General features: G+C 35.3%; 22 protein-coding genes. 12 read left to right on the top strand and 10 right to left on the bottom strand.

Features of this window, described 5'->3' with window-relative positions; genetic code table 11:
* Window positions 1-2: 2 nt before the first annotated feature.
* Window positions 3-497, bottom strand: a complete 495-nt coding sequence (locus ACRDEC_RS10755) for a hypothetical protein (protein ID WP_431498343.1) — start codon at window positions 495-497, stop codon at window positions 3-5.
* A gap of 9 nt (window positions 498-506) precedes the next feature.
* Complete coding sequence (locus ACRDEC_RS10750) at window positions 507-1,241, bottom strand: diphthine--ammonia ligase (RefSeq protein ID WP_431498342.1); 735 nt, start codon at window positions 1,239-1,241, stop codon at window positions 507-509.
* Between the two features lie 85 nt (window positions 1,242-1,326).
* On the opposite strand from ACRDEC_RS10750, the gene ACRDEC_RS10745 reads away from it, so the two are divergent.
* A complete protein-coding gene (locus ACRDEC_RS10745; protein ID WP_431498341.1) occupies window positions 1,327-3,423 on the top strand; it encodes a M1 family metallopeptidase in 2,097 nt (698 codons plus the stop codon).
* A gap of 272 nt (window positions 3,424-3,695) precedes the next feature.
* Here ACRDEC_RS10745 and ACRDEC_RS10740 read toward each other — a convergent pair whose 3' ends face one another.
* Window positions 3,696-4,217 (bottom strand): hypothetical protein, encoded by a 522-nt coding sequence (locus ACRDEC_RS10740; protein ID WP_431498340.1) that lies wholly within the window; start codon window positions 4,215-4,217, stop codon window positions 3,696-3,698.
* Window positions 4,218-4,321: 104 nt separating this feature from the next.
* Between ACRDEC_RS10740 and ACRDEC_RS10735 the strand changes: the two genes are divergently transcribed.
* The 3 genes from ACRDEC_RS10735 (at window position 4,322) to ACRDEC_RS10725 (ending at window position 8,640) form a co-directional block, all read left to right on the top strand.
* On the top strand, window positions 4,322-5,509 hold the full coding sequence (locus tag ACRDEC_RS10735) for a carboxypeptidase-like regulatory domain-containing protein (protein WP_431498339.1): 1,188 nt from the start codon (window positions 4,322-4,324) through the stop codon (window positions 5,507-5,509).
* Window positions 5,510-5,592: 83 nt separating this feature from the next.
* Window positions 5,593-7,923, top strand: coding sequence for an ATP-dependent helicase (locus tag ACRDEC_RS10730; protein WP_431498338.1), 2,331 nt, complete (start codon window positions 5,593-5,595; stop codon window positions 7,921-7,923).
* A gap of 96 nt (window positions 7,924-8,019) precedes the next feature.
* Entirely contained in the window at window positions 8,020-8,640 is a 621-nt protein-coding gene (locus tag ACRDEC_RS10725) for an L-threonylcarbamoyladenylate synthase (RefSeq protein ID WP_431498337.1), read from the top strand.
* A gap of 229 nt (window positions 8,641-8,869) precedes the next feature.
* On the opposite strand, the gene ACRDEC_RS10720 is transcribed toward ACRDEC_RS10725, so the two are convergent.
* From ACRDEC_RS10720 to ACRDEC_RS10705, 4 genes are read right to left on the bottom strand one after another with little or no spacing between them, the layout of a single operon-like run.
* Window positions 8,870-9,700 (bottom strand): OmpA/MotB family protein, encoded by an 831-nt coding sequence (locus ACRDEC_RS10720; RefSeq protein ID WP_431498336.1) that lies wholly within the window; start codon window positions 9,698-9,700, stop codon window positions 8,870-8,872.
* A 17-nt stretch (window positions 9,701-9,717) separates the two neighbouring features.
* On the bottom strand, window positions 9,718-10,713 hold the full coding sequence (locus ACRDEC_RS10715; RefSeq protein ID WP_431498335.1) for a glycosyltransferase family 2 protein: 996 nt from the start codon (window positions 10,711-10,713) through the stop codon (window positions 9,718-9,720).
* Between the two features lie 2 nt (window positions 10,714-10,715).
* Window positions 10,716-11,627 carry a hypothetical protein gene (locus tag ACRDEC_RS10710; RefSeq protein ID WP_431498334.1) on the bottom strand — a complete coding sequence of 304 codons (912 nt, stop codon included), beginning with the start codon at window positions 11,625-11,627 and terminating at the stop codon, window positions 10,716-10,718.
* Between the two features lie 4 nt (window positions 11,628-11,631).
* Window positions 11,632-12,084: a type I restriction enzyme HsdR N-terminal domain-containing protein gene (locus ACRDEC_RS10705; protein WP_431498333.1), complete on the bottom strand. Its 453-nt coding sequence runs from the start codon at window positions 12,082-12,084 to the stop codon at window positions 11,632-11,634.
* Window positions 12,085-12,130: 46 nt separating this feature from the next.
* Between ACRDEC_RS10705 and holA the strand changes: the two genes are divergently transcribed.
* The 8 genes from holA (at window position 12,131) to ACRDEC_RS10665 (ending at window position 19,888) form a co-directional block, all read left to right on the top strand.
* Window positions 12,131-13,135: a DNA polymerase III subunit delta gene (holA, locus tag ACRDEC_RS10700; RefSeq protein ID WP_431498332.1), complete on the top strand. Its 1,005-nt coding sequence runs from the start codon at window positions 12,131-12,133 to the stop codon at window positions 13,133-13,135.
* A 411-nt stretch (window positions 13,136-13,546) separates the two neighbouring features.
* Complete coding sequence (locus ACRDEC_RS10695; RefSeq protein ID WP_431498331.1) at window positions 13,547-14,011, top strand: DUF962 domain-containing protein; 465 nt, start codon at window positions 13,547-13,549, stop codon at window positions 14,009-14,011.
* Between the two features lie 36 nt (window positions 14,012-14,047).
* Window positions 14,048-14,491, top strand: a complete 444-nt coding sequence (locus tag ACRDEC_RS10690) for a DinB family protein (protein ID WP_431498330.1) — start codon at window positions 14,048-14,050, stop codon at window positions 14,489-14,491.
* 211 nt (window positions 14,492-14,702) lie between these two features.
* The gene (locus ACRDEC_RS10685) at window positions 14,703-15,116 is read left to right on the top strand and encodes a hypothetical protein (protein WP_431498329.1); all 414 of its coding nucleotides are present in this window, start codon (window positions 14,703-14,705) and stop codon (window positions 15,114-15,116) included.
* 49 nt (window positions 15,117-15,165) lie between these two features.
* Window positions 15,166-15,513: a nuclear transport factor 2 family protein gene (locus ACRDEC_RS10680; RefSeq protein ID WP_431498328.1), complete on the top strand. Its 348-nt coding sequence runs from the start codon at window positions 15,166-15,168 to the stop codon at window positions 15,511-15,513.
* A 149-nt stretch (window positions 15,514-15,662) separates the two neighbouring features.
* Window positions 15,663-15,839 (top strand): CAL67264 family membrane protein, encoded by a 177-nt coding sequence (locus ACRDEC_RS10675; RefSeq protein ID WP_431498389.1) that lies wholly within the window; start codon window positions 15,663-15,665, stop codon window positions 15,837-15,839.
* A 50-nt stretch (window positions 15,840-15,889) separates the two neighbouring features.
* Window positions 15,890-17,581, top strand: a complete 1,692-nt coding sequence (gene ettA, locus ACRDEC_RS10670) for an energy-dependent translational throttle protein EttA (protein ID WP_431498327.1) — start codon at window positions 15,890-15,892, stop codon at window positions 17,579-17,581.
* 111 nt (window positions 17,582-17,692) lie between these two features.
* Window positions 17,693-19,888 (top strand): ATP-binding protein, encoded by a 2,196-nt coding sequence (locus ACRDEC_RS10665; RefSeq protein WP_431498326.1) that lies wholly within the window; start codon window positions 17,693-17,695, stop codon window positions 19,886-19,888.
* A gap of 83 nt (window positions 19,889-19,971) precedes the next feature.
* Here the strand turns inward: ACRDEC_RS10665 and ACRDEC_RS10660 are convergent, their stop codons facing one another.
* The 3 genes from ACRDEC_RS10660 to ACRDEC_RS10650 form a co-directional block, all read right to left on the bottom strand.
* Complete coding sequence (locus tag ACRDEC_RS10660) at window positions 19,972-21,900, bottom strand: OmpA family protein (protein WP_431498325.1); 1,929 nt, start codon at window positions 21,898-21,900, stop codon at window positions 19,972-19,974.
* Between the two features lie 17 nt (window positions 21,901-21,917).
* Window positions 21,918-22,835 carry a PorP/SprF family type IX secretion system membrane protein gene (locus tag ACRDEC_RS10655; RefSeq protein WP_431498324.1) on the bottom strand — a complete coding sequence of 306 codons (918 nt, stop codon included), beginning with the start codon at window positions 22,833-22,835 and terminating at the stop codon, window positions 21,918-21,920.
* 5 nt (window positions 22,836-22,840) lie between these two features.
* Window positions 22,841-23,973, bottom strand: a 1,133-nt coding sequence (locus tag ACRDEC_RS10650; protein WP_431498323.1) for a gliding motility-associated C-terminal domain-containing protein, incomplete at its 5' end; no start/stop codon positions are given.

Below are 23,973 nucleotides of genomic sequence, written 5' to 3'. Positions count from 1 at the left end.
TATTAATTTCTTAACCATTGCTGCATTGCCGGGAAAGGATCTTTTCCTTCATTTTTTGCCCTGTCTTTTCCTAAAGTAAGTCCGGCCCATTCGAGAAAAGGCAAGCCAATAAAATTCTCGGTTTTATAATTTTCAATCAGCCAATCGGAATTTCCTTTATAACCATTGGGATGGAAAACGGTTTCGGCGGGTAATTCGAGATGGCAGGCAGCAGCATAGGACCACAGCATAGCTCCAATCTCATCACCTTGTGTTGGCCAGTCTTTAGGCATTGTTTCGGTACCGATGTGTTTTCTTTCTTCTGAAGAAGTTACAGCTAAATGTCCGGCTTCATGCAGAATATCACCCGGGTATTTTAATTTTGAATAATCAATATACAAACAGTCGGAGCCCAAGGCAAGACCGGGTAAAAATGTAGTATCGTCCAATTCCTTTTCTACAGCCGTGATTTTAATCTCTTCCAGAAACTGCAGTATTTTTTTTAATTCTAAGGTCATATTATCAGTTTATTTAGGTATCAGGTCACAATACCAGAATCCGTAATCAAAGGCATCGGAGGTAACTGTATCGCAAGCAGCATTGGATGATTCCTGCTTTGGTTTTTCGTAGGTTCGGTATACAATTTCACCCAGTTCAAAATCAATGGGTTTTGAAAAGATAGGACCATCAAAAGTAAAAGTATGAAACTCACCGTTTTCACCACAAACATCAACATTTTCGGGTAAATCAGCAATAAATTGAGCATCAATAATTCTTCCGGCAAAGCTTTTATCGAGATTCCGTTCGTTAACGCAGGTAACAATCGTTTTAAAACCCAGATCCAGAAATTCTGTAATCAGTTCTTTTGTGGGTATCTTCCAAAGAGGAAAAACGCCTTCCAATTGCATTCCGGCTAACTTATCTTCACGGTATTTTCGTAAATCTTCCAAGAAAATATCACCAAAGACAGAATGAGTAACGCCTTTTTCTTTGAATTTTTCTAAAGTGTCTTTCATAACATTTTCATACACTTCCATGGTTGGCATTTCCGGGATTTCCATTTTGTGAAGGGGTAAACCGATACTTTCCGACTGAAGTTCCAAAAGCGCAGTGCGGACTCCATGCATCGAAATACGGTTAAATTGCTGGTTAACGCTGGTTAACAGCGAAACGATTTCGATATCGGGGTTTTTCAGTATTTTGTATAGTGCCAAAGCCGAATCTTTTCCGCTGCTCCAATTAAATATAGCTTTCTTTTTCAAAATGGTATAATTTGAAGGTAAACTTACAAAATGTAGCGGAAAGTTTGGGTAAGCTTTGTAACTTTGGATTTCTTATCTTTTTAGAATGAAACAGTCTTTTTTTTATTTTTTTTTATTTTCTGCAATAGCTTTCGGGCAGCAAACCCAAAAAGTTGATTTTATTTCGGTGCAAGCGTTTGTTACTCCAAATCCCATTGAGAAATCCATATCAGGAAGTGTCATTTATAATTTTACGGTTAAGAGTACCATTGATACAATAAAAATTGATGCTCAGAAAATGGATTTTAATTCCGTTATGATCAATCACAAAGAAGTGAAGTTTAAAAATAGTGGGAAGCAACTGCAATTGTTTGAAGGGTTTAAAAAAGGAAAAAACATTTTGACTTTTGCTTATAAAGCCACACCAAAACAAACGCTTTATTTTATTGGGGAAGGGGATTATCTGCAGCTATGGACACAAGGACAGGGAAAGTACACAAGTCATTGGCTGCCTAGTTTTGATGATGATAATGAGAAAGTGATTTTTAGTCTATCCGTTATTTTTGATAAAAAATACAAAGTACTGTCGAACGGAATATCCGGTTATTCCAATTATTCCAACGGAAATCAATTTACTTTTAATGGAAATGCAACCGAAGAAATAACCCATTATTCGATGCGTAAACCAATGAGTTCTTACCTTGTTATGATGGCAATCGGGAAATTTGACAGACAGGTTTTAAAATCAGCATCCGGTATTCCATTGGAAATTTACTTAAAGCCGGAGGATAAAGATAAATTTGGTGCTACGTATAAATACTCCAAAGAGATATTTGATTTTCTGGAGAAAGAAATAGGAGTGAAGTACCCGTGGGAAGTATACCGTCAGGTGCCTGTGAATGATTTTTTATATGCCGGTATGGAAAATACTTCGGCCACGGTTTTTTCACAGGATTTAGTAGTTGATGCGATAGGTTACAATGATAGAAATTACATCACGGTTAACGCTCATGAACTCGCTCACCAATGGTTTGGCGATATGGTTACTGAGGTATCGGGCAAAGACCATTGGCTACAGGAAGGGTTTGCTACGTATTATGCGCTTTTGGCTGAAAAAGAACTTTTTGGCGAAGATCATTTTAATTACGAATTGCTAAAGATTGCTGATGAATTAAAAGCAGCAAGCAAAACAGACACTATTCCTATTTTAAACGGTAAAGCCAGCTCTCTTACATTTTACCAAAAAGGTGCTTGGGCATTGCATGTTCTGGATGAGAATGTAGGACATAAAAACTTTCAGAAGGCAGTTAAGAATTATGTCAAGAAATACCAATTTAAAAATGTGGTAACCGATAATTTTTTGGATGAAATTAAAAAAGTGTCTTCTTATGATGTTGACTCTTTCAAAAAAAACTGGCTGGAAAGACCTGGCTTTAATTACGATGAGGCAACAGTCCTTTTGAATAAAAATCATTTGGTCAAAACGTATTCTGATCTCCGAAAATTGCAGGATATTCCTTTTGACGAAAAGAAAAATAATTTTGAAACCCTATTAAAATCAGAAGTATTTTATCCGGTGAAGCAAGAAGTTATTCGTCAACTGGCAGAAGTTCCGCTGGAGCAGAAAAAAGGATTATTGCTGCTGGCGTTTCAGAGTAATGATGTAAAAGTACGTCAGAGTATTGCAGAAACGCTGGAGGAAATTCCATTAGAACTAAAATCCCAGTATGAAACCCTGTTAAATGATGCCTCTTACAGAACCCGTCAGATTGCTTTACAGAATTTATGGGTAAAATTTCCAGATGACAGAATGGGATTAGTAGAAAGAGCAGAAAACTGGATGGGTTTAAACGACAGAGATCTTAGAATTTCCTGGCTTGCATTGGCTTTAGGAACTCCAGGGTACAAGCCTGAAGGAAAATCGAAACTGTATAAAGAAATACTCGATTATGCTTCGGCAAACTATGACAGTACCATCCGACAAAATGCTTTGGAAATGCTTTTGAGAATCAATCCGACAGATGAGAGAGTCTTGCAATCGCTGGTTAACGCAACAATTCATCACAAATGGCAGTTTGTCCGATTTGGAAAAAATACCATTCGGGATATGATTAAAAAAGAAGAATTTAAAAAAGCGTTTGAAGCACTTTTGCCTAAACTTACTGAAAAAGAAAAGATTAGCTTAAATGCTCTTTTAAAATAAAAATAATATAGTATTAGCTACGCAACCTAATCAGTAATTAGTTATCCATAGTTTATAATGTAACTAGTTTCGATGTTGCAGGAGAATTGCAGCAATGACTTCCGAAGGAACAATACAGAAAGAGATTCGATTCGTACAGTATCTGGTATAGTACATGTTATAAGCGATCTCTAAATAAAAAAGCCCTGAAGTTTCAGGGCTTTTTTTATTCATTCATTTTACAGCTTCTTGTTTCAATGGGTTACAAAACCGGAAAACAGAGGCGTTTTAGGTTATAAAAATGAACTTACTTCATTCTTTAGGAAAGCCAGCGCCACGATGCATGGAGATTCTCCATCCAGTAAATTATTTAAAATAGCTTCACGCATTTTGTCAGCAGTATCTATTTTTTCGCTCATATTGGTTTTGCGAATGTTCTGGATAATGGTGTTTTTTGCCGTTAAGATAATGGTCCAGCATTCATCAGTAACATAAATTTGCTGCGCCAGATTGTGTTCAAATTCCTGTTCGATGCTATAAATCAATAAATTTTCATACTCATTTGCATTAGAAGAAAGCGGGGCAACCCTGATTAGCAATTTTGTTGGGTTGATTCTTTCCAAAAACAAAGCCATTCGCTCATACGCCTGTAATCTCAATGGCAATGCATCTTTTCGGTTTTCTTTTTGCAATAGCCAGCGTCTAGTGTTCTGCTGATCATTAAAATAAGCGTTAAACAAATAATAAGCTACGCCTCCTGTAACTAACGAAGGTATAGTATAAGCGATTATTTCGATAATTTTATTAGTATCCATTTTGATAATTTGTTTGTTGCAAAAATATAATTTTTAATAAATAAATGTAGATTAAAATAATTTTCTTTCTTTGTAAGAATACTATTAATTATCATACAAACACAATGAAGAAAACCATTTATGTATTCCTTTTTATTTTATTCACCACTAATTTATTTTCTCAGCAAAACTTTGTTTTATTTTTAAAAGATGCGGTAACAAAATTGCCTGTTCAAAGCGCTACTATAACAGTTAAAAATTCTGGCTTCGGAACAGTTTCAAACGATGAAGGAGCTTTTCAGATCTCGGGATCCAATACTTCTGAAATCGTTATTTCTCATATGGAATTTAAAACTGCAGTTATTAATCTAAATCAGATTGACGCAAAATCAAATACAATTTTTTTAGAGCCTAATACTATAGAACTTGAAGATATTATTGTGACCAAAGAGCCAATTCATGAATTATTGCAGAAAGCTGTTGAAGCTTCAAAAAACAGGTTCAATAAACCCATTGTTCTTAAAACCTATTACAGGGAGTTTGTTAAAGTTAATAACAAATACACACGATTTACTGACGGGTTAATTGATTATCATTTGAATGGATCAAAGGCTAATTTAATTGTGAATCAGAGCAGAGCAGCAAAATTAATTGGTGAAGATGACGAAACGTTAGATCTTGCGTCAGGATTAGACGTTCGTAATGCTACCACTAAGCAGTATAGTTTTTATACCATTGAAAGAATCCTGTTTGACAGTAAAAATTATGAAGATTATGATTTCGAATTAAAATCCAAAATTGAAAAATCAGGGAATGAAGTTTATATCATTAGTTTTAAACCCAAAGCTGATTTGAAAAAATACCTGTACAAAGGAAGTGTTGCTTTCGACCCAAACAGTTATTTGATTTCAGACCTGGAAATCAATTCGGATCAGGAAAATATTGCCTATACCAAAGTTATTAATATTCTCATTATTAAAGCTTCTTTATTGGATTTGAGAGTAAAAACAACATTTAAAATGAGTGATGGAAACTATCTTTTGGCTTTTAGTTCAAGGAAAGGGAAAATTAAAATCTGGAACAAAAAGAAATACAACGAAATGGTAGAATACAAAAGTGATTTAGTAGTTACAGATTTTAAAAAAGAAGATTTTAGTTACAACAAAAAAGAAACCTACCGTGACCGATCTTTATACGAAAGAGGAAACAAATATTCTGAGAAATTCTGGCAAAAAAACAACTCTATGGTTTTAACAGATGAGGAAGCTGAAATCATTAAAAAACTAGAATTGGAGAGCAGTTCGATAAATTAAATTGATTAAGACATTCTTTTCAGGATGTCTTTTTTTTATACTACATTTTATAGCTATTTTTGCAAATAAAGGAAGTTTTTAAAATGCAAAAATACATTAGCCAACTTAATGAAGCCCAACAGGCGCCAGTCTTACAGAAAGACGGGCCTATGATTGTTATTGCAGGAGCAGGTTCTGGTAAAACACGTGTATTAACCGTTAGGATTGCCAATCTGATGAGTCAGGGTGTGGATGCATTTAATATTCTGTCCCTTACTTTTACCAACAAAGCAGCGCGTGAAATGAAAAAGCGTATTGCAGATATTGTTGGAAATTCGGAAGCAAAAAATCTTTGGATGGGTACCTTTCACTCGGTTTTTGCTAAAATCTTACGTTCTGAAGCCGATAAATTAGGCTATCCAAGTAATTTTACGATTTACGATTCGCAGGACAGTGTCCGTTTATTAGGGTCGATTATCAAGGAAATGCAATTGGATAAAGACATCTATAAACCAAAGCAGGTTTTTAGCCGAATATCGTCGTATAAGAATAGTTTAGTTACCGTTAAGGCCTATTTCAACAACCCAGAACTTCAGGAAGCAGATGCGATGAGCAAAAAGCCGCGTTTGGGAGAGATTTATCAGCATTATGTGGACCGTTGCTTTAAGGCCGGAGCTATGGATTTTGATGATTTATTGTTGAAAACCAATGAACTTTTGACGCGTTTTCCAGATGTTTTAATGAAATACCAAAACAGGTTCCGATACATTCTGGTGGATGAGTACCAGGATACAAACCATTCGCAGTACCTGATCGTAAGGGCTTTGTCAGATCGTTTTCAGAATATATGTGTGGTTGGGGATGATGCTCAGAGTATTTATGCTTTCCGCGGAGCGAATATCAATAATATCCTGAACTTCCAGAAAGATTACGATAATGTTACCATGTACCGTCTGGAACAAAATTACCGTTCAACAAAAAACATTGTGGAAGCAGCTAATTCCATTATTGATAAGAATAAAGTCAAGCTTGATAAAATAGTCTGGACAGCTAACGATTACGGGCCAAAAATAAAAATTCACCGAAGCCTTACCGATGGAGAGGAAGGGCGTTTTGTTGCTTCCACTATTTTTGAGGAGAAGATGCAAAAGCAGATGATGAACAGCGAATTTGCCATCTTGTACCGAACCAACGCGCAGTCACGTGCTATGGAAGACGCCTTGAGAAAACGAGATATTCCGTACAGAATTTATGGCGGATTGTCATTTTACCAGCGCAAGGAAATTAAAGACGTTTTGTGTTACCTGAGATTGGTTATCAACCCAAAAGACGAAGAAGCGCTAATCCGTGTGATCAATTATCCGGCAAGAGGAATAGGGGATACGACTGTTGAAAAACTGACTGTGGCAGCCAATCATTACAAGCGTTCTATTTTTGAAGTAATGGAACACATTGATAAAATTGATTTGAAGCTGAATACCGGAACGAAAAATAAATTGCAGGATTTCGTTACCATGATTAAAAGTTTTCAGGTCATTAATGAAAGTCAGGATGCTTTTTATTTGGCAGATCACGTAGCCAAAAAGACCGGGTACATTCAGGAATTAAAGAAAGACGGAACCCCGGAAGGGATTGCCCGAATTGAAAATATTGAAGAGTTGCTAAACGGTATCAAAGACTTTACCGAAGGACAGAAAGAAATCGACGGAGCCCGTGGCGCTTTGTCTGAATTCTTGGAAGATGTGGCATTGGCAACCGATTTAGATAACGATACAGGTGATGATGACAGGGTAGCATTAATGACTATTCACTTGGCGAAAGGATTAGAATTTCCAACGGTTTTTATTGTTGGAATGGAAGAAGACCTGTTTCCGAGTGCTATGAGTATGAGTACCAGAAGCGAATTGGAAGAAGAGCGTCGTTTGTTTTATGTAGCTTTAACCAGAGCCGAACACCAGGCATATCTGACGTATGCGCAATCGCGTTACCGTTGGGGGAAATTAACAGACAGCGAACCTTCACGATTTATAGAAGAAATTGACGGTCAGTTTTTAGAATACCTGACACCAACGGAAACTAATTATAGATACAAACCGATGATTGATCATGATATTTTTGGTGATGCCGATAAATCAAGATTACGACTGTCAAAGCCTGTTGCAGGAACACCTCCTAAATATATTACTAATAATGATCCGGTTTCTTCAGCAAATATCCGTAAATTGAAACCAGTTTCGAGTAATTCGACAGGCAATACCAATTTGTTTGATACCAAATTAACGGCTGGAAATATAGTAATGCATGAGCGTTTCGGAAGAGGGGAAATCTTAAATCTGGAAGGCGTTGGAGCTGATAAAAAAGCGGAAATCAAATTTGAAGTAGGCGGTATTAAGAAACTGTTGTTACGATTTGCGAAATTGGATGTGATAGGGTAGAGACAAAAAAATAGAGCAAAGAAAATAGAAGTTGATTTTTAAAAAAGTAGGATAGTCTTTTTTCTTGATTCTATTCTCTTAATTCTAAAATAAAATATGGCACAATTCATCAAAATATACGAAGATAAAACCAGCGAAGCAGCAATAGCTAAAGTAGTAAAGGTTTTAAAAGACGGCGGATTAATTATTTATCCTACAGATACAGTGTACGGTTTGGGATGCGATATTACCAATACCAAAGCATTGGAACGAATTGCTAAAATTAAAGGGATTAAGCTGGAGAAAGCTAATTTTTCTTTTGTGTGCCACGATTTGAGTAATCTTTCTGATTATGTGAAGCAGATAGACACTTCAACTTTTAAGATTCTGAAGCGGGCATTACCGGGACCCTATACTTTTATACTACCGGGAAATAATAACCTGCCAAAAGAATTCAAAAAGAAAACAACGGTCGGAATTCGTGTACCGGATAATAATATTACGCTAGAAATTGTCAAGATGTTAGGGAACCCGATTGTTTCTACATCGATACATGACGAAGATGAGGTTTTGGAATATTCTACAGATCCTGAATTGATTTTTGAAAAGTGGCAAAACCTTGTAGATTTGGTTATTGACGGTGGCTATGGAGATAATATAGGTTCAACCGTCATTGATTTGTCTGGCCATGAACCGGAAGTAATCCGTGAAGGAAAAGGAAGCCTTGAAATTTTATAATATTACTAATAATCTTACATTAAAAAGTTGTAACTTGGCGTAGTATTTGCTGATATGTTTATAATAATCAAAAAATAGATTTTCAGAAAGATATAGTTTTATATCTCACTTATAAAAGTATGTAGTTCTAGTTTAAATATTTAATTGGTTATTAGAAAAACGAATTAGGAATACATGAGAAAGCAGGTCGAAAGACCTGCTTTTGAATTTTAATATGGCAAGAATTGAATTAATTCTGTCTTTTCATTTCTTTTTCAATCATTTCGTAGAACTGGTCTATTTTTGGCATAATGATAATTCTTGTTCTTCTGTTTTTTGCTTTATTTTCAGGAGTATCGTTTTCAACCAAAGGAATATAATAGCTTCTTCCTGCAGGAATTAGTTGTTTTGGATTAACACCTAAATCATTTTGCAAAACTCTCACAATTGAAGTAGCTCTTTTTACAGATAAGTCCCAATTGTCCAGTAAAACGGTATTTTTAATTGGCACATTGTCTGTGTGTCCTTCTACCATACATTCGAAATCAGGTTTGCTGTTAACTACTTTAGCCACTTTAGCCAAAACGCTTTTTGCTCTGTCGCTTACATCGTAGCTTCCGGATTTGAATAATAAATTGTCTGCAATGGAAATCATTACGACACCTTTTTCCACATTAATATTAATATCTGGGTCATCAATACCCACTTCACGTTTTAAGCTCGTAACCAAAGCCAGAGTAACAGAATCTTTTTTGGTTAAAGCATCCTGCATTCTGCTGATTTTTAAATCTTTTTCTTTGATGGTTTCCAATGCTTTCTCAATGTTTTGGGCTCCTTGAGTTGTCAGTGTAGTCATGTTGCCCATATTGTTGATCAAGTCGGCATTGTTTTTTTTCAGAAATTCATTCTGGCTGGACATCGCCTCTTTTTCAGTTAGACAAGAATTTAGTTTTACAGTACAGGTATTTAATAAATCCTGGATTTCTTTGTTGTGGGCTTCAAGAGCGGCTATTTTTTTCTTTGTTCCGCAAGAAGTCGTTATCAGTGAAATTATCGATAATAAAAGGACTAATTTTCTCATAAATGTGTGAATTTGATTTATTTTAATTTTTCAAAGAGGTTGTCATTGCTGACATAATAACGATAAACGATTGAATTTATTTTGTAATAATTTTCAGATTGTCCGGAGCTGCGCTTGTTTGAGAACTTAAAGATACAACTATAAAAGGAAAAATGAGCATGTAATACGGAGTATAAGTGCTTTGGCTTCCCTTGTGACAGAAAATGAATGCCGGCAATACCATCTAGAATCATACGAATAAAAAGGGTGGGAACTATTGTTTTTCTTGGAAGGTTTTTCGTCAGCATCCAAAGGGAGTTCCTGAAATTCAGAAAGGTTTTCTTTGGACTTCCGGTATTTAAAGTGGCACCGCCCACGTGATATACCGTTGATGCACCGCAATATTTGATAATATACTTTTTATTGAAGGCACGCCAGCACAAATCGATTTCTTCCTGATGGGCAAAGAAATCGGAGTCAAAACCCTGAAGTTCGCGATATACTTCCTTGCGGATGAAAAAGCAGGCACCAGAAGCCCAGAATATTTCGGTAGTATCGTTGTACTGTCCGTGGTCTTTTTCCAATGTTTCAAAAATGCGGCCACGACAGAAAGGAAATCCGTATTTGTCGATAAATCCGCCACCGGCACCAGCGTATTCAAAATATTCTTTGTTTTTAAAATCCAATATCTTAGGTTGGATAATGGCTGTTTGAGGTTCTTTTTCAAATAGAGAAAGAATAGGCTGGAGCCAATTTTCGGTTACTTCAATATCCGAATTAACTAAAGCATAGATTTCTTCTTCTACAAATTGTAATGCTTCGTTATACCCTTTGGCAAAGCCGAAATTATCTGTATTTTTAATGATTTTAACCGATGGAAAATGCTCTTTTACAAACGCAATCGAAGTATCTGTAGAAGCATTATCAGCAACATAAACAACCGCTTCGGGAGAGTGTTGGACTACTGAAGGCAGAAATTGCTCCAATAATTTTACTCCATTCCAGTTTAGTATGACAACGGCGGTATTTGACATTTTTATTTTGTTAAAGGGTATTTGGATTCTTCTGTTCTGATAAGAAGATTCAGTTCATCGAGGGTTATTTTTTTGTCAAAAGCATCCGTAAAGGTTTTTGTCATTTTGACTGCTGTCGAATTAGGATATTTGGCCATAAATTCTTCAAATTCTTTTTTGCTTTCCGGATAGAGGACCATGGTTTCGTAATCGAAATTACCCGTATTATCCAGACCATATAAGTAATTGGTCAGATAATCCTTGTATGCTTCTTTGGCTTCCGGATAAAATTTACTGTCAGGGTATTTGGTCAGGAAGTTTTCCCAATTGATGACCCTGTCAGACACTTCCTTGAGCGAAATGACAAAAGCAGCATCTGCGGCATATAAAGTCGTATTATCGAAGGCTTCCAGTTTCAGATAGTCCACATAATCTTCCGGCAGGTCATTCTTGAAAATATCCAGATAGAAATTGGGAACCGTACGGATTTCAGCCATGCCTTCTCCAATTTCCCATATTTCCACATTGGCTTTGGTAAAGGATTTCACTTTTGTTTTTACTGCATCAGATAACACGATTCTGGCGGTCTTCTGGTCGTAAAATTGGTAATATTCATCCAATATATTGGCATTGGCATCGTTTAGCTGTCCTACAATATCTTCAATGGTTTGTCTAAAGGTCTTGTAAACGGCAACGGAATTTTCTTTATTGACTTTGGCTTTGACCGTACTGATTTCACTGACAATTTCGGCAGTTAGTTTTTCGGTTTTGGAGACCTGAATTTCCCTTGGGGCCTTTTTGGGGGCTTTAGGAAGAACAGCAGTAGTTTCTGTTGGGGTTTCCAGACCATCTGTTGTTTTTTTATCATCGTCTTTACAGGAAAAAAGGGCAATACCGACAGACAGGGATATAGCGCTTACAAGTATTCTTTTCATTCTTTTATAAAACTTTAGTAAAATCCGGGAGGTCTCTTAAAAACTGATATTGTTCTTTTTCGAAATCCATTAGGCAAAAATAATGATTTAGTCCGTTGGTTACCATTAAATATTGAGATTCTAGCACCATATTATAACGGGCAATCTGGTCGAAGGTCTTTTGAGAAATAGGAACTTCAGGAGCTTTGCATTCGATAAGAAGAAACAAGGTGCCGTCAGGACGAAAAACGACGATGTCATAACGTTTGGTTAAACCGTTGACCTTGATTGATTTTTCTACGTTAATATAGGATTTAGGATAGTTTTTTTGCAGCAGCAGAAACTGAACTACGTGCTGGCGTACCCATTCTTCAGGTGTGAGAATCACAAATTTTTTACGGATTTCATCAAACACAGCGACTTTATTTTCACTATTTTTGAACCGGAATGAATAGGAAGGAAAATTCAGTTTTTGCATTTCACAAAGCTATTATCAAATAACCAAATAAACAAATCGACTTATTTTGGATGAAGTTTTAAAAATTATAAAAGAAATACAAGCCGGAAACATCAGGCCAATCTACTTTCTGATGGGAGAAGAACCGTATTACATTGATAAGCTGGCGGAATATATCGAACAGAATATATTGCAGGAACATGAGCGGGATTTTAACCAAACCGTGTTGTACGGACGCGATGTAACAATAGAAGATGTTGTTGGAAATGCCAAGCGTTTTCCAATGATGGCCGATCGTCAGGTGGTGATTGTCAAAGAAGCTCAGGATTTGTCGAGAACGATAGACAAACTGGAATCATATGCCGAAAACCCACAGCCTACTACAGTGCTGGTGATTTGTTACAAATACAAAACGCTCGATAAGCGTAAGAAAGTTACTAAAGTACTGGAGAAAGCCGGAGTTGTTTTTGAAAGTAAGAAATTATATGAAAATCAAGTAGGTACCTGGCTTGTTAGGGTTTTACAAGGAAAAAAACTGAATATTGAGCCTAAAGCGGCTGCCATGTTTGTCGATTTTCTGGGTACAGATTTAAGTCGCATTGCCAACGAGATTGATAAATTAGCTATCATTCTTAAACCCGGAGAAACTATTACCCCGGCGATAATAGAACAGAATATAGGATTCAGTAAGGATTTTAACCCTTTTGAGCTGCGTAAGGCTATAGGGGAAAGAAATCAGTTGAAAGCCTACCAGATTGCAGATCATTTTGCTAAAAATCCAAAAGACAATCCTATTGTCCTCACCATTGGGCTTGTGTACAGTTTCTTTTCGCAACTGCTGCAATACCATGGGTTGAAAGATAAAAATCCTAAGAACGTAGCATCTGTACTGAAAGTAAATCCGTTTTTCCTGAAAGATTATGATGTGGCGTTACGGAATTACCCAATGAAGAAAGTGAGCGCTATTGTAGGAACATTGCGAGATATTGATGTAAAGAGTAAAGGTGTGGGTGCTAATGGATTGCCACAGGCTGATTTATTGAAGGAGATGCTGGTGAAGATTTTTAATTAGAAGTTAAATGTGAGATAAAAGAAAATAGAAAAGGCTGTCCGGTTTGGATGGTCTTTTTTTGTGGACTTAATACCAAAATACTTGTAAGAAATATAATATGTTAAATTTTTAAAGTAGCTTTTTACTTACAATATTTTTTATATATTTATGAATCAAAGTTTTATTATTAATTATAATTATTAAAAAATGAAAAAACAAGTTTTAATTCTTACAGTTATTTTAAGTGCCTTTTTGTTTCCTGTCCCCTTTAAGCAGAAAAAAAATGATTCATTAATATTCTATAAAGGCATCTGAAAAGTTTAATTTCAGATGCCTTTTTTAATAATGATTTCTGTTTAAAAAAACTCTATTTTTCCCAATCCAAACTAAAATATTTCCTAATTTAGGGGGAAAATTATTAAACAACCCGCAATGAGAACATTAGATCAATGGTTTGAAGAGTACGCAGTAAGCCATCAAAACCCTAAAAACAAGGCCATACATTACATTTGTGTTCCTGCTATTTTCTTTTCGATTGTAGGTTTACTAATGAGTATTCCAAGTACTTTTTTAAGTAATACAATACATTTAAACCAACCCATTATTGAAAATTGGGCAGTTGTAGCGTTGCTTTTCGTACTGTTTTTTTATGTCCGTCTGTCTGTCTCTATGGCATTTAAAATTGCCATTTTCTCGTTTCTCTGTGTTCTCCTTAATTTTTATATAGGTAAGATGGTGCCGCTTTGGGCTTTTTCTTTAATTGTTTTTGCTATTGCCTGGATTGGTCAGTTTTATGGACATAACATTGAAGGGAAAAAACCGTCATTCCTTAAAGATTTACAATTTTTACTGATCGGCCCGGCTTGGGTTGTTCAGCATTTATTTTCAAAAAAATAATAGCACCGGGAAGTCTAAGAGAAAACAAATCAACCTATGTTAATTGAAACTTTACAACAGCTTTTTGACAGAGATTTAAACAAATTGAAGTCTGAAATTGAGTCATACCAAAATGAAAAATCACTTTGGGTGATTGATAAAAACATTGCAAATTCAGCAGGAAACCTTTGTCTTCATTTGATAGGAAACCTTAATTGGTTTATTGGCGCCACATTTGGAAAAACAGGCTATGTGCGAAACAGAGAATTGGAATTTTCTCAGAAAGATGTTCCGCAGTCTGAATTAATACAAAGGATTGAAGAGACCATTCTCGTGGTTCGACAAGGGTTGGATGCCTTGACGGAAGAAGATTTAAAAACAGATTATCCTATTGTGGTTTTTGAATATAAAACAACAACAACATTTTTTCTGGTACATCTTACGGCGCATTTATCCTACCATTTGGGACAAATTAATTACCACAGACGATTACTGGACTAAATCAAAAGAAAAATAGAATAATAGGAATGAATGAAGAAGAAAGCATCTATTCTTCAGAAAAAAAAGACCAATGAAAGAATGGGTGTAAATTCCATTTCTGTTTCATGATGAATGGGCTTATTTTGCCGGAAAAGCATTAGAATAGGTAAGTTGAAAACAATAATCATATGAAATTCAATACTATAGTAACGAACCATTAAAAACCAAAAAGATGACTCCGATTTTTAAAAATATTTTAGCTGTCCTAGCGGGTATTGTGATAGGCAGTATTGTCAATATGGGAATAATTATGATAAGCGGGTCAATTATTCCGCCTCCTGAAGGGGCTGATCTTACTACAGAGGAAGGATTGAAAGCGGCAATGCATTTGTTCGAACCGAAACATTTTATTTTTCCTTTTTTGGCGCATGCTTTGGGAACGTTAGTCGGCGCTTTTATCGCGGCTCTCATTGCAGCTAATAATCAAATGCGTATTGCTATGGGTGTGGGTATTTTCTTCCTGATAGGCGGAATTGCCAGTATTGTAATGCTTCCGTCTCCAATATGGTTTACTATTGCAGACTTAGCAGGTGCTTATATTCCTATGGGCTATTTGGGTTGGAGACTGGCTGGAGCCAAAAAATAATTTTTAGTCTGTTAACAGTTTACTTCGTTAAATAAAAAATAAAATGCAAATGACTGAAAACAAGAAAACAGTACAAAACTATATGGATGGTTTTGTGGCCGGAGATCATGATGAAATTTTATCATGTCTCGCTGACAATGTTTCCTGGTTTATACCTGGCGCATTTAGTATTACAGGAAAAGAAGCTTTTAAAAAAGAAATTAATAACGAGAATTTTGAAGGGCTCCCGGGAATTAAAGTCACCAGAATGGTGGAAGAAAATGATATTGTCATTGCTGAAGGAATAGTCCAATGTAAAATGAAAAACGGAGGTTTTTTGGACGCTTTTTTCTGTGACGTTTTTCACATGGAAAGCGGAAAAATAAGGCATTTAACTTCTTATTTAATGAATAAATAACGGTTGGTCTGTTCCTAAAAAAAGAAACGGGTTAAAAATAGAGCATCTAATCTTTTTATCTTTAGTAATTATTTTCTAAAACAATAAAAATCGCGATATTTGCGCCCCCGAATCTTCGGTAATTTGAATTTAATACGAAAAGAAAAATGATGAATAAAAATACAGTATTGGCTTGGGCAACCTTGATTATGGTTGTTATGGGATTGATATTAATAGGGCTGGGAATTTTCAAATATGATGATGTGGCCGGATGGGGCTTTGGTGCTGTAGGTATTGGTTTCTTAGCAAATGCTTGGGTTTTTAACGCCTTAAAAGGAAGGGTTTAATTTCGGATTTAAAAGAAATAAAAAATAAAGATTAATCAAATAAACATAAAATGTCAGACGATAAAAAAGTAATATTTTCGATGTCGAAAGTTAGTAAAACCTATTCTTCAACGAATAAACAGGTTTTAAAAGATATTTACCTTAGTTTCTTCTACGGAGCCAAAATTGGTATCCTTGGTTTGAACGGTTCAGGTAAATCCTCACTTTTGAAAATTATTGCCGGAGTAGATAAAAATTACCAGGGTGATGTAGTGTTTGCACCGAATTATACAGTAGGTTACCTTGAGCAGGAACCACAATTGGATGAGACCAAAACAGTAATTGATGTGGTTCGTGAAGGAGTTGCCGAAACAATGGCAATTCTTGAAGAATTCAACCAAATCAATGATATGTTTGGTTTGCCTGAAGTGTATGAAGATGCAGATAAAATGGACAAGTTAATGGATCGTCAGGCGGCATTACAAGATAAAATCGATGCTAGCGGTGCCTGGGAAATCGATACCAAATTAGAAATCGCAATGGATGCCTTACGTTGTCCTGATCCTGAAACGCCAATCAATGTGCTTTCAGGTGGAGAAAAACGTCGTGTGGCTTTATGCCGATTGTTATTGCAGCAACCGGATGTATTGCTGTTGGATGAGCCTACGAATCACTTGGATGCTGAATCTGTACTTTGGCTGGAACAACATTTATCACAATACGCTGGTACAGTAATTGCTGTGACACACGACAGGTATTTCCTTGATAATGTTGCGGGTTGGATTCTTGAGTTGGATAGAGGAGAAGGTATTCCATGGAAAGGAAATTATTCTTCTTGGTTAGACCAAAAATCAAAACGTATGGAGCAGGAAGAAAAAGTTGCTTCAAAACGCAGAAAAACTTTAGAACGTGAGCTGGATTGGGTTCGTCAAGGTGCCAAAGGCCGTCAGACAAAGCAAAAAGCGCGTTTACAGAACTATGATAAACTTTTGAACGAAGATCAGAAAGAGCTTGACGAAAAATTAGAAATTTATATTCCTAACGGTCCGCGTTTGGGAACTAATGTAATCAATGCGAATCATGTGGCTAAAGCCTATGGAGATAAATTGTTATATGATGATTTGAATTTTACTTTACCTCAGGCTGGAATTGTTGGAATTATCGGACCAAACGGTGCCGGTAAAACGACTATTTTCAAAATGATTATGAAAGAACTACAACCTGATGGCGGAGAGTTTGAAACGGGTGAAACAGTAAAAATCGCTTACGTTGACCAATCGCATTCCAACATTAATCCTGAAAAATCAATTTGGGAAAATTTCTGTGACGGACAGGAGTTAATTATGATGGGCGGTCGTCAGGTAAATTCAAGAGCTTATTTGTCCCGTTTTAATTTTGGAGGAAGTGACCAGAATAAAAAAGTAAATACATTGTCAGGTGGAGAACGTAACCGTTTGCATTTGGCCATGACTTTAAAAGAAGAAGGAAACGTACTTTTACTGGATGAGCCAACGAATGATTTGGACATTAACACACTTCGTGCTTTGGAAGAAGGTTTGGAAAATTTCGCAGGTTGTGCTGTAGTTATTTCTCACGACAGATGGTTTCTGGACAGAATTTGTACACATATTCTGGCTTTTGAAGGTGATTCTCAAGTGTATTTCTTTGAAGGTGGTTTCTCAGATTATGAAGAAAATCGTAAAAAACGTTTGGGTGATGTTGCTCCAACGAGAATTAAATATAAAAAACTGATAAGAAGTTAGAATAAAAGCGGCCAAAAGCCGCTTTATTTTTTATATATAATAAGCTGATTTAAATTGACTTGTAATTTTTATGTGTATTTTTGAATGAACTAACTCATCCAAAATTTATTTATGAGAATAGTACCAGATAGATTTTATTTTATTTTTCTATTGTTATCATTTCAGTGGTGTTTTTCACAAGAACCAACGGTTTCAAAGAAAAGCATTCAGACTAAACTGAATGAAGCAAGTTTAGCCTTATCTGAATTAGATGCAGATAAGTCTTTGCGTTTGTCACAGGAAGCCTTATCGGAAGCAAATTCTATAAATGATGACGAACTTATTGCAAAAGCATATAACGTTATAGCCTCTAATTTTCTGGAATTTTCGGATAGTAAAGAGTCTATTACTTATTATGAAAAGGCATTATTTCACGCAAAACAAACTGATAACGATACTATAAAAGACTGGATTTATAATAATCTGGGAAACGCATATACTTATAAGGATATTGATTTTAATAAAGGAATCAATTACTATAAGCAAGGGTTGGTTTATACTGAAAAAACGAAAAATCCTATTCAGATTACATACAATGCTTTAAATATATCCGGGGCCTATTTTGACAGGAAAGAATTTGATAAAGGTTTCCCTTTTTTACAAAAAGCCAACAAATATATTGGACAGCATAATGAAATAGAAGCAAGAATTACTTTGTTTTCGCAATACGGCAGTTATTACAGTCATTTGAAACAGAATGAAAAAGCTGAAGAAAATTTTAAAAAAGCGATTTCTTACGGCGAACATGAAAAAACAGATTTACTGGACTCTTATTTAGCAGAAGTATATAATGATTTTTCGAAGCATTATTTTCGAAACAAAAACTACGAATTAGCCTATCATTACTTAGAATTATATCATGTCCTTGAAGATAAGATTTATAACATTGAGCGTAGCAAAAAAGCAAGCAGTTATGAAAGTAAAATTCAGATAGACGAATTTAAGCGTCAAATCAGTGATATTGAACAAGAAAAAGAACAGAAAACAAAAAGCCTTCAAAAAACCCAAATCATTGTTTTTCTTTTTGTTATCATTTTTCTCATTTTACTATTATTGATTTACAGTTTATTCAAAAATAATAACACAAAAAAAGTGAGTAACAAGGCATTGCAATTTGCCAATTATGAGCTTCAGATTGCCAAAGATAAAGCAGAAGAATCTACAAGGCTGAAATCACAATTTGTATCTACTATCAGCCATGAGCTGAGAACTCCGTTATACGGTGTTGTCGGGATTACAGACATCATCGCCGAGGAGCATCCGGAAATAAAAAACAGCCCTTATTTGAAATCATTAAAATTTTCTGCCCAATATTTATTGTCACTTGTGAATGATATTTTGCAGGTATATAAAATTTCTGAGAAAAAAATCGTTTTAATCAATTCGGGTTTTAATCTAGAAGAAGAGCTTAATGCTATTTTGGGAAGTCTTCAGTTTTTGGCTTTTAAAAATAACAATGAAATTCGACTGGAATTTGATGAGAATATCCCGAAATTCATCAATTCCGATAAAGTAAGGTTATCACAGATTTTTATGAATCTGATCAGTAATTCGCTCAAGTTTACTGAAGAGGGCAGTGTAATAATTAAGGCAAGTTTGGTGGAGAAAAAATCAGACTTCTGTTTAATCCATTTTGAAGTAAATGATAATGGAATCGGAATTTCCAAAGAGGATCACGAGAAGATATTTGAACAATTTGTGCAGATTGAACGAAGAGATGACGACTATCAGGGAACAGGGTTGGGGTTGCCAATTGTAAAAAAGCTGGTACACCTTTTTGGAAGTGAAATCCAATTGGAAAGTGAAGAGAAAAAAGGGACGAAAATCAGCTTTGATATTAGTTTTGAAACTGTCAATGAGGCGACAATTACTATTATAGATGAAGAAAAAAATGTTTCAAAATCAAATAGAAAACTGCAGGTTCTTTTAGTGGAAGACAATAAGATAAACCAAATTGTGACTCAAAAGATTTTAGACAGCTTTGGTTATATTACAACAATAGTTAATAATGGGTACGATGCAGTTGAACTATTGAAAATTAAGAACTTTGACATAATTTTGATGGATATCAATATGCCAAAGATAAATGGTTTTGAAACTTCCATACTTATCAGAAGCCTGGGAATTAACACACCTATTGTTGCTCTTACAGCATTTGATAAGCAGGAAATTGTAGGGCAAATAAAGAGTTCAAGCATGAATGGAATAATTGTCAAACCATTTGAATCTAAAGCGTTGAACGATTTAATAGTAGAATTAGTAGGTTAAATATAACCCTTCTTTCAATGCAAAAAGGCCTCCTAACTTTACAGTCAAAAGGCCTTTTCCAAATAAAAGCAAGATGAGAAATTTTATTGCATTTTCAGTACTTTAAATATAGAACGACGATTAAGCTGGTGTGCTGCTTCAGAACAATCGGCACCATCTTTACAATCGTTTACAAGATTATATTCTCCAAAACCTTCGAACTTTTTAATTCTTTTAGGATCAACTCCTCTCGAAATTAAATAATCGTGGGTTGAATTAGCTCTTCTTATAGATAAGGCTTCATTGTATTTGAAACTACCTCGGCTATCTGTATGAGATTCAATCTCAATTGCCATTGTCGGATAGGTAATCAGCATCAAATCAGCAACTTTGTTTAATTCAACCGCAGCATCAGGCCGTATATTGGACTTATCAAAATCGAAGTAAATATTTTCGATATTCACCCCAGCCAGTAAATCAACATCTTGTACTGGATCCAATTCAAAATCAACGATAATAAAAGTTTTTCCTTTCGAATTACGAGTATCACCTATTTTTGAAGGTTCAGGCATGTATTTCGGATGAGAAGCTTCAATAGTATACGTAGTTTCCCGATCTACATTAATGCTGTATTTTCCTTTGGCATCTGTTACTAAATCAGCAATCTGATTGCCGTCTTTGTCTTTAATAACAATTTTTGCATCCTGTATCGGCATTTTATTAATAGCATCGGTCACAGTTCCTTTGATGGCAAAAAGAGGAATTCTGTCAAAGCCATAAATATCATCATCACCCATACCGCCTTCACGGTTTGAAGCAATAAAACCGGTTTCTCCTGAATCATTTAAGAAAAAGGAAAAGTCATCCATATTTGAATTTACAGGAACTCCAAGGTTAATGATATCCTGAATATTCCCTTCGTCATTTAAAACAGTGGTAAAAATATCCAGTTGACCAAGACCAAGCAATCCGTCAGATGAAAAGAATAAATTTCCATCATTATGAACAAACGGGAAAAGTTCGTTTCCTTCGGTATTGATCTTGTTTCCAAGATTTACAGGAGTGCCATAGGAATCTCCATCAACACTTACTTTATAAAGATCTGATTTTCCAAAACCACCTGGCATATCTGAAGCAAAGTAAAGCGTTTTACCGTCAGACGAAAGACTAGGATGTCCTACAGAATAATTTGCATTATTGAAAGGCAATTCTTTTATATTAGTCCATTTGTTGTCATTGTCTACTGTTGCTCGGTATATTTTCAGATTACTGGTACCCTGAGCATCTTTACCTTTCTTATTGTCAGTGTAATTATTTCGTGTAAAGTACAGTGTTTTACCATCTTTTGAAAAAGAAACCTGACCTTCGTGAAATCGGGTATTTACATCACCTTTTAGCTTTTGAGCTTCTGAAAAACTGTCTCCGTTTCGGGTTAGTTGGAATAACTCCAGGAACGGTTGACGATTCCAAGAATAGGTTCTTTTAATACCAACTCCTTTGTCTCTGCTGGAAGCAAAAGTGATAAGATTGTTCTTCTCTGTGGCTCCAAAATCACTTAATTCAGAATTAAATGGTACCGGTTTAGAAAAATACTGCTGCTTGATCTGGTAAATATTTGTGATGAAATTTTCATCTTCAGCAATTTTCTGAATACGGGAGTCAACAACACCAGTCTCTTTGTACTTATTAATCCATACTTTAGATTCATCGTACTTTTTAAGTGCACGGAGAGCCATCGCATAGTTGAGATAGTATTCAGGATCTACTTTTTCCTGTTTGACTACATCTTGGTAATATACAGCGGCATTTTCCGGATCACGTAACATCGAATAGCAATCGGCCAAACGTCTTTTGGCATAATCTGCATTGTAATTGTTGGCCAGCATTTCTTTGTAAACATCGATTGCTTTTACAAATGAAAAACTGTTATACAAAGCATCTGCTCTTTTTTGTTTCCCAAACTGAGCTGAAGCAGAAGGAATATTTCCAAAAAGTAAAACAGATATCAGGATATATTTTAAAACTTTTTTCATAATTCAGTCATTTTAGATTAGAAATAACGAGGTGATTTGTATTTCGATTTATCGAATTTGAAATCATAAATAAGGAAAATCTCATGTGAACCATTTGTATATGGTTTGATTTCTGATATTGGATAATCATATGCATATCCTATACGCAGCTGATCGGTTATTCTAAAATCAACTAATGCACCAACCGAATCATCAAATCGATAAGAACCTCCAATCCATAATTTTTCATTAAATAAAAACGAAAGTGTTGCATCGTATGATAATGGTGAACCTTTAGTGTATTTTACCAGCCCTGTAGGACGCATTTTGATGTTACCACTTTGATTAAGATCGAAAACATAACCTGCAATTCCATAAAAATGGGATTGTTCAAGAGCAACGTACTCTCCGGTTTTATTATAATCATTTTCTACCAGTTTAGGAGACGAAACGCCTAGATACCATTTCTGTTGATGAAGATACAAACCTGCACCGATATTTGGTGTCCATCGGTTTAATTTATCCTGAAAATAAGGATCATTATACACATCTGGGTCGTTAAATAGTACTTCATCGATTTTATAATGACTAAAGCCTCCTTTTACCCCGAATGCCAATTTTGTATTTTCTGATAAATTTATAGTATATGAAAAATCGGCATATACATAACTGAAGTTTTCATAACCCAACCTATCGTTTATAAAAGAAAGCCCCACACCAATATGTTCATTTCTTAATGGTGTATGAACAGAGAGCGTTTGAGTTGTTGGTCCTCCATCTAAGCCAACCCATTGGCTTCTATGGAGTCCAACAATTGATAATGCTTCACGACTTCCTGCATAAGCAGGATTTATCGAAATAGTATTATACATATACTGAGTGAACTGTGGTGTTTGTTGTGCTATGGCTCCAAACACATTTAGAACTATAATGATTGTTACATAAATATTTTTCATAACTGTTAGTTTTTAGTTCCTAAATAAATATACCCTTTAAACACATCAAATCCACTGTTTACAATATTTACAATGTAGTAATAGGTACCTGATGGCAGATTGCTGTCTGTAACTCCGTTTCTGGCTTTTCCGTCCCAATTGTTTTCATAATCCGGATTTTCATAAATCAGAGCTCCCCATCTGTTGAATATTTTTACATCGTAAGTAAATCCGCAAGGTTCAAGACCTCCAATTTCAAAATAGTCATTGTGAGAATCATTATTTGGAGTAACAACTTTTGAAATTTTAAGATCACTGATAGTACATGGTAAAACCACGCAATCATCATTAATAGTCATGTAAACTTCAATAACTCTAGGACAACTTCCGCCTTGTACAGTATATTGGTATACGTAGAATCCAACCTGAAGGGCATGAGGGTCTAAAATACTTCCTGATAGTCCTCCGGAATTATTTACATCAACCCAAGTTCCTTGAGATTCTTCAGGAGACAAGTCCAAATAACTAAATAAATCAACACTTGAATCATTTACACATAACTCTTTGTCTACATGAGAGAAAGGTTCTCCAATTGTTATGTATATGGTTTGTGTAAATTCGAATGAGTTTTCACAGTCGTCAGTCGCTACCCAATGTCTGATTATTGTATAAGAATATTGGGTCTGATCCACAGTGTTTTCAGTATAAACAACATTTACAGATGTAGCACAATTGTCAGTGAAAACGAGTTCCGGTTTAGGAGGGATTTCGTTGCAGCTAACATTTATAATTTCATCAGCAGGAGTTGTTAATAATGGAGCAGTAGTATCTTGAACTGAGATAATCTGAGTATGAGAAACACTATTACCGGCACAATCTGTAGCTGTCCAGGTTCTTCTTATAGTATAGTTTGAAGCACAACCACCTTCTTCATTATAATTGATATTCTCTGTATATACTACGGCTACCTGATTGTCGCAATTGTCAGTGGCAGTTAACACCACTGCAGCTGGAACACTATCACATTCTACAGTTACATTTCCAGGAAGAACTTCGGCAGCGAATATTGGTGCTGTAGTATCTTCTACTGTGATGATTTGTGTATGTGAAGTATTGTTTCCGGCACAATCGGTTACAGACCAGTTTCTAGTGATGGTAT

Source organism: Flavobacterium sp., from assembly GCF_050696275.1.
GTDB lineage: Bacteria > Bacteroidota > Bacteroidia > Flavobacteriales > Flavobacteriaceae > Flavobacterium.
Note: the sequence above shows the minus strand (reverse complement) of the source record. Positions and strands in the feature narration are given on the sequence as shown.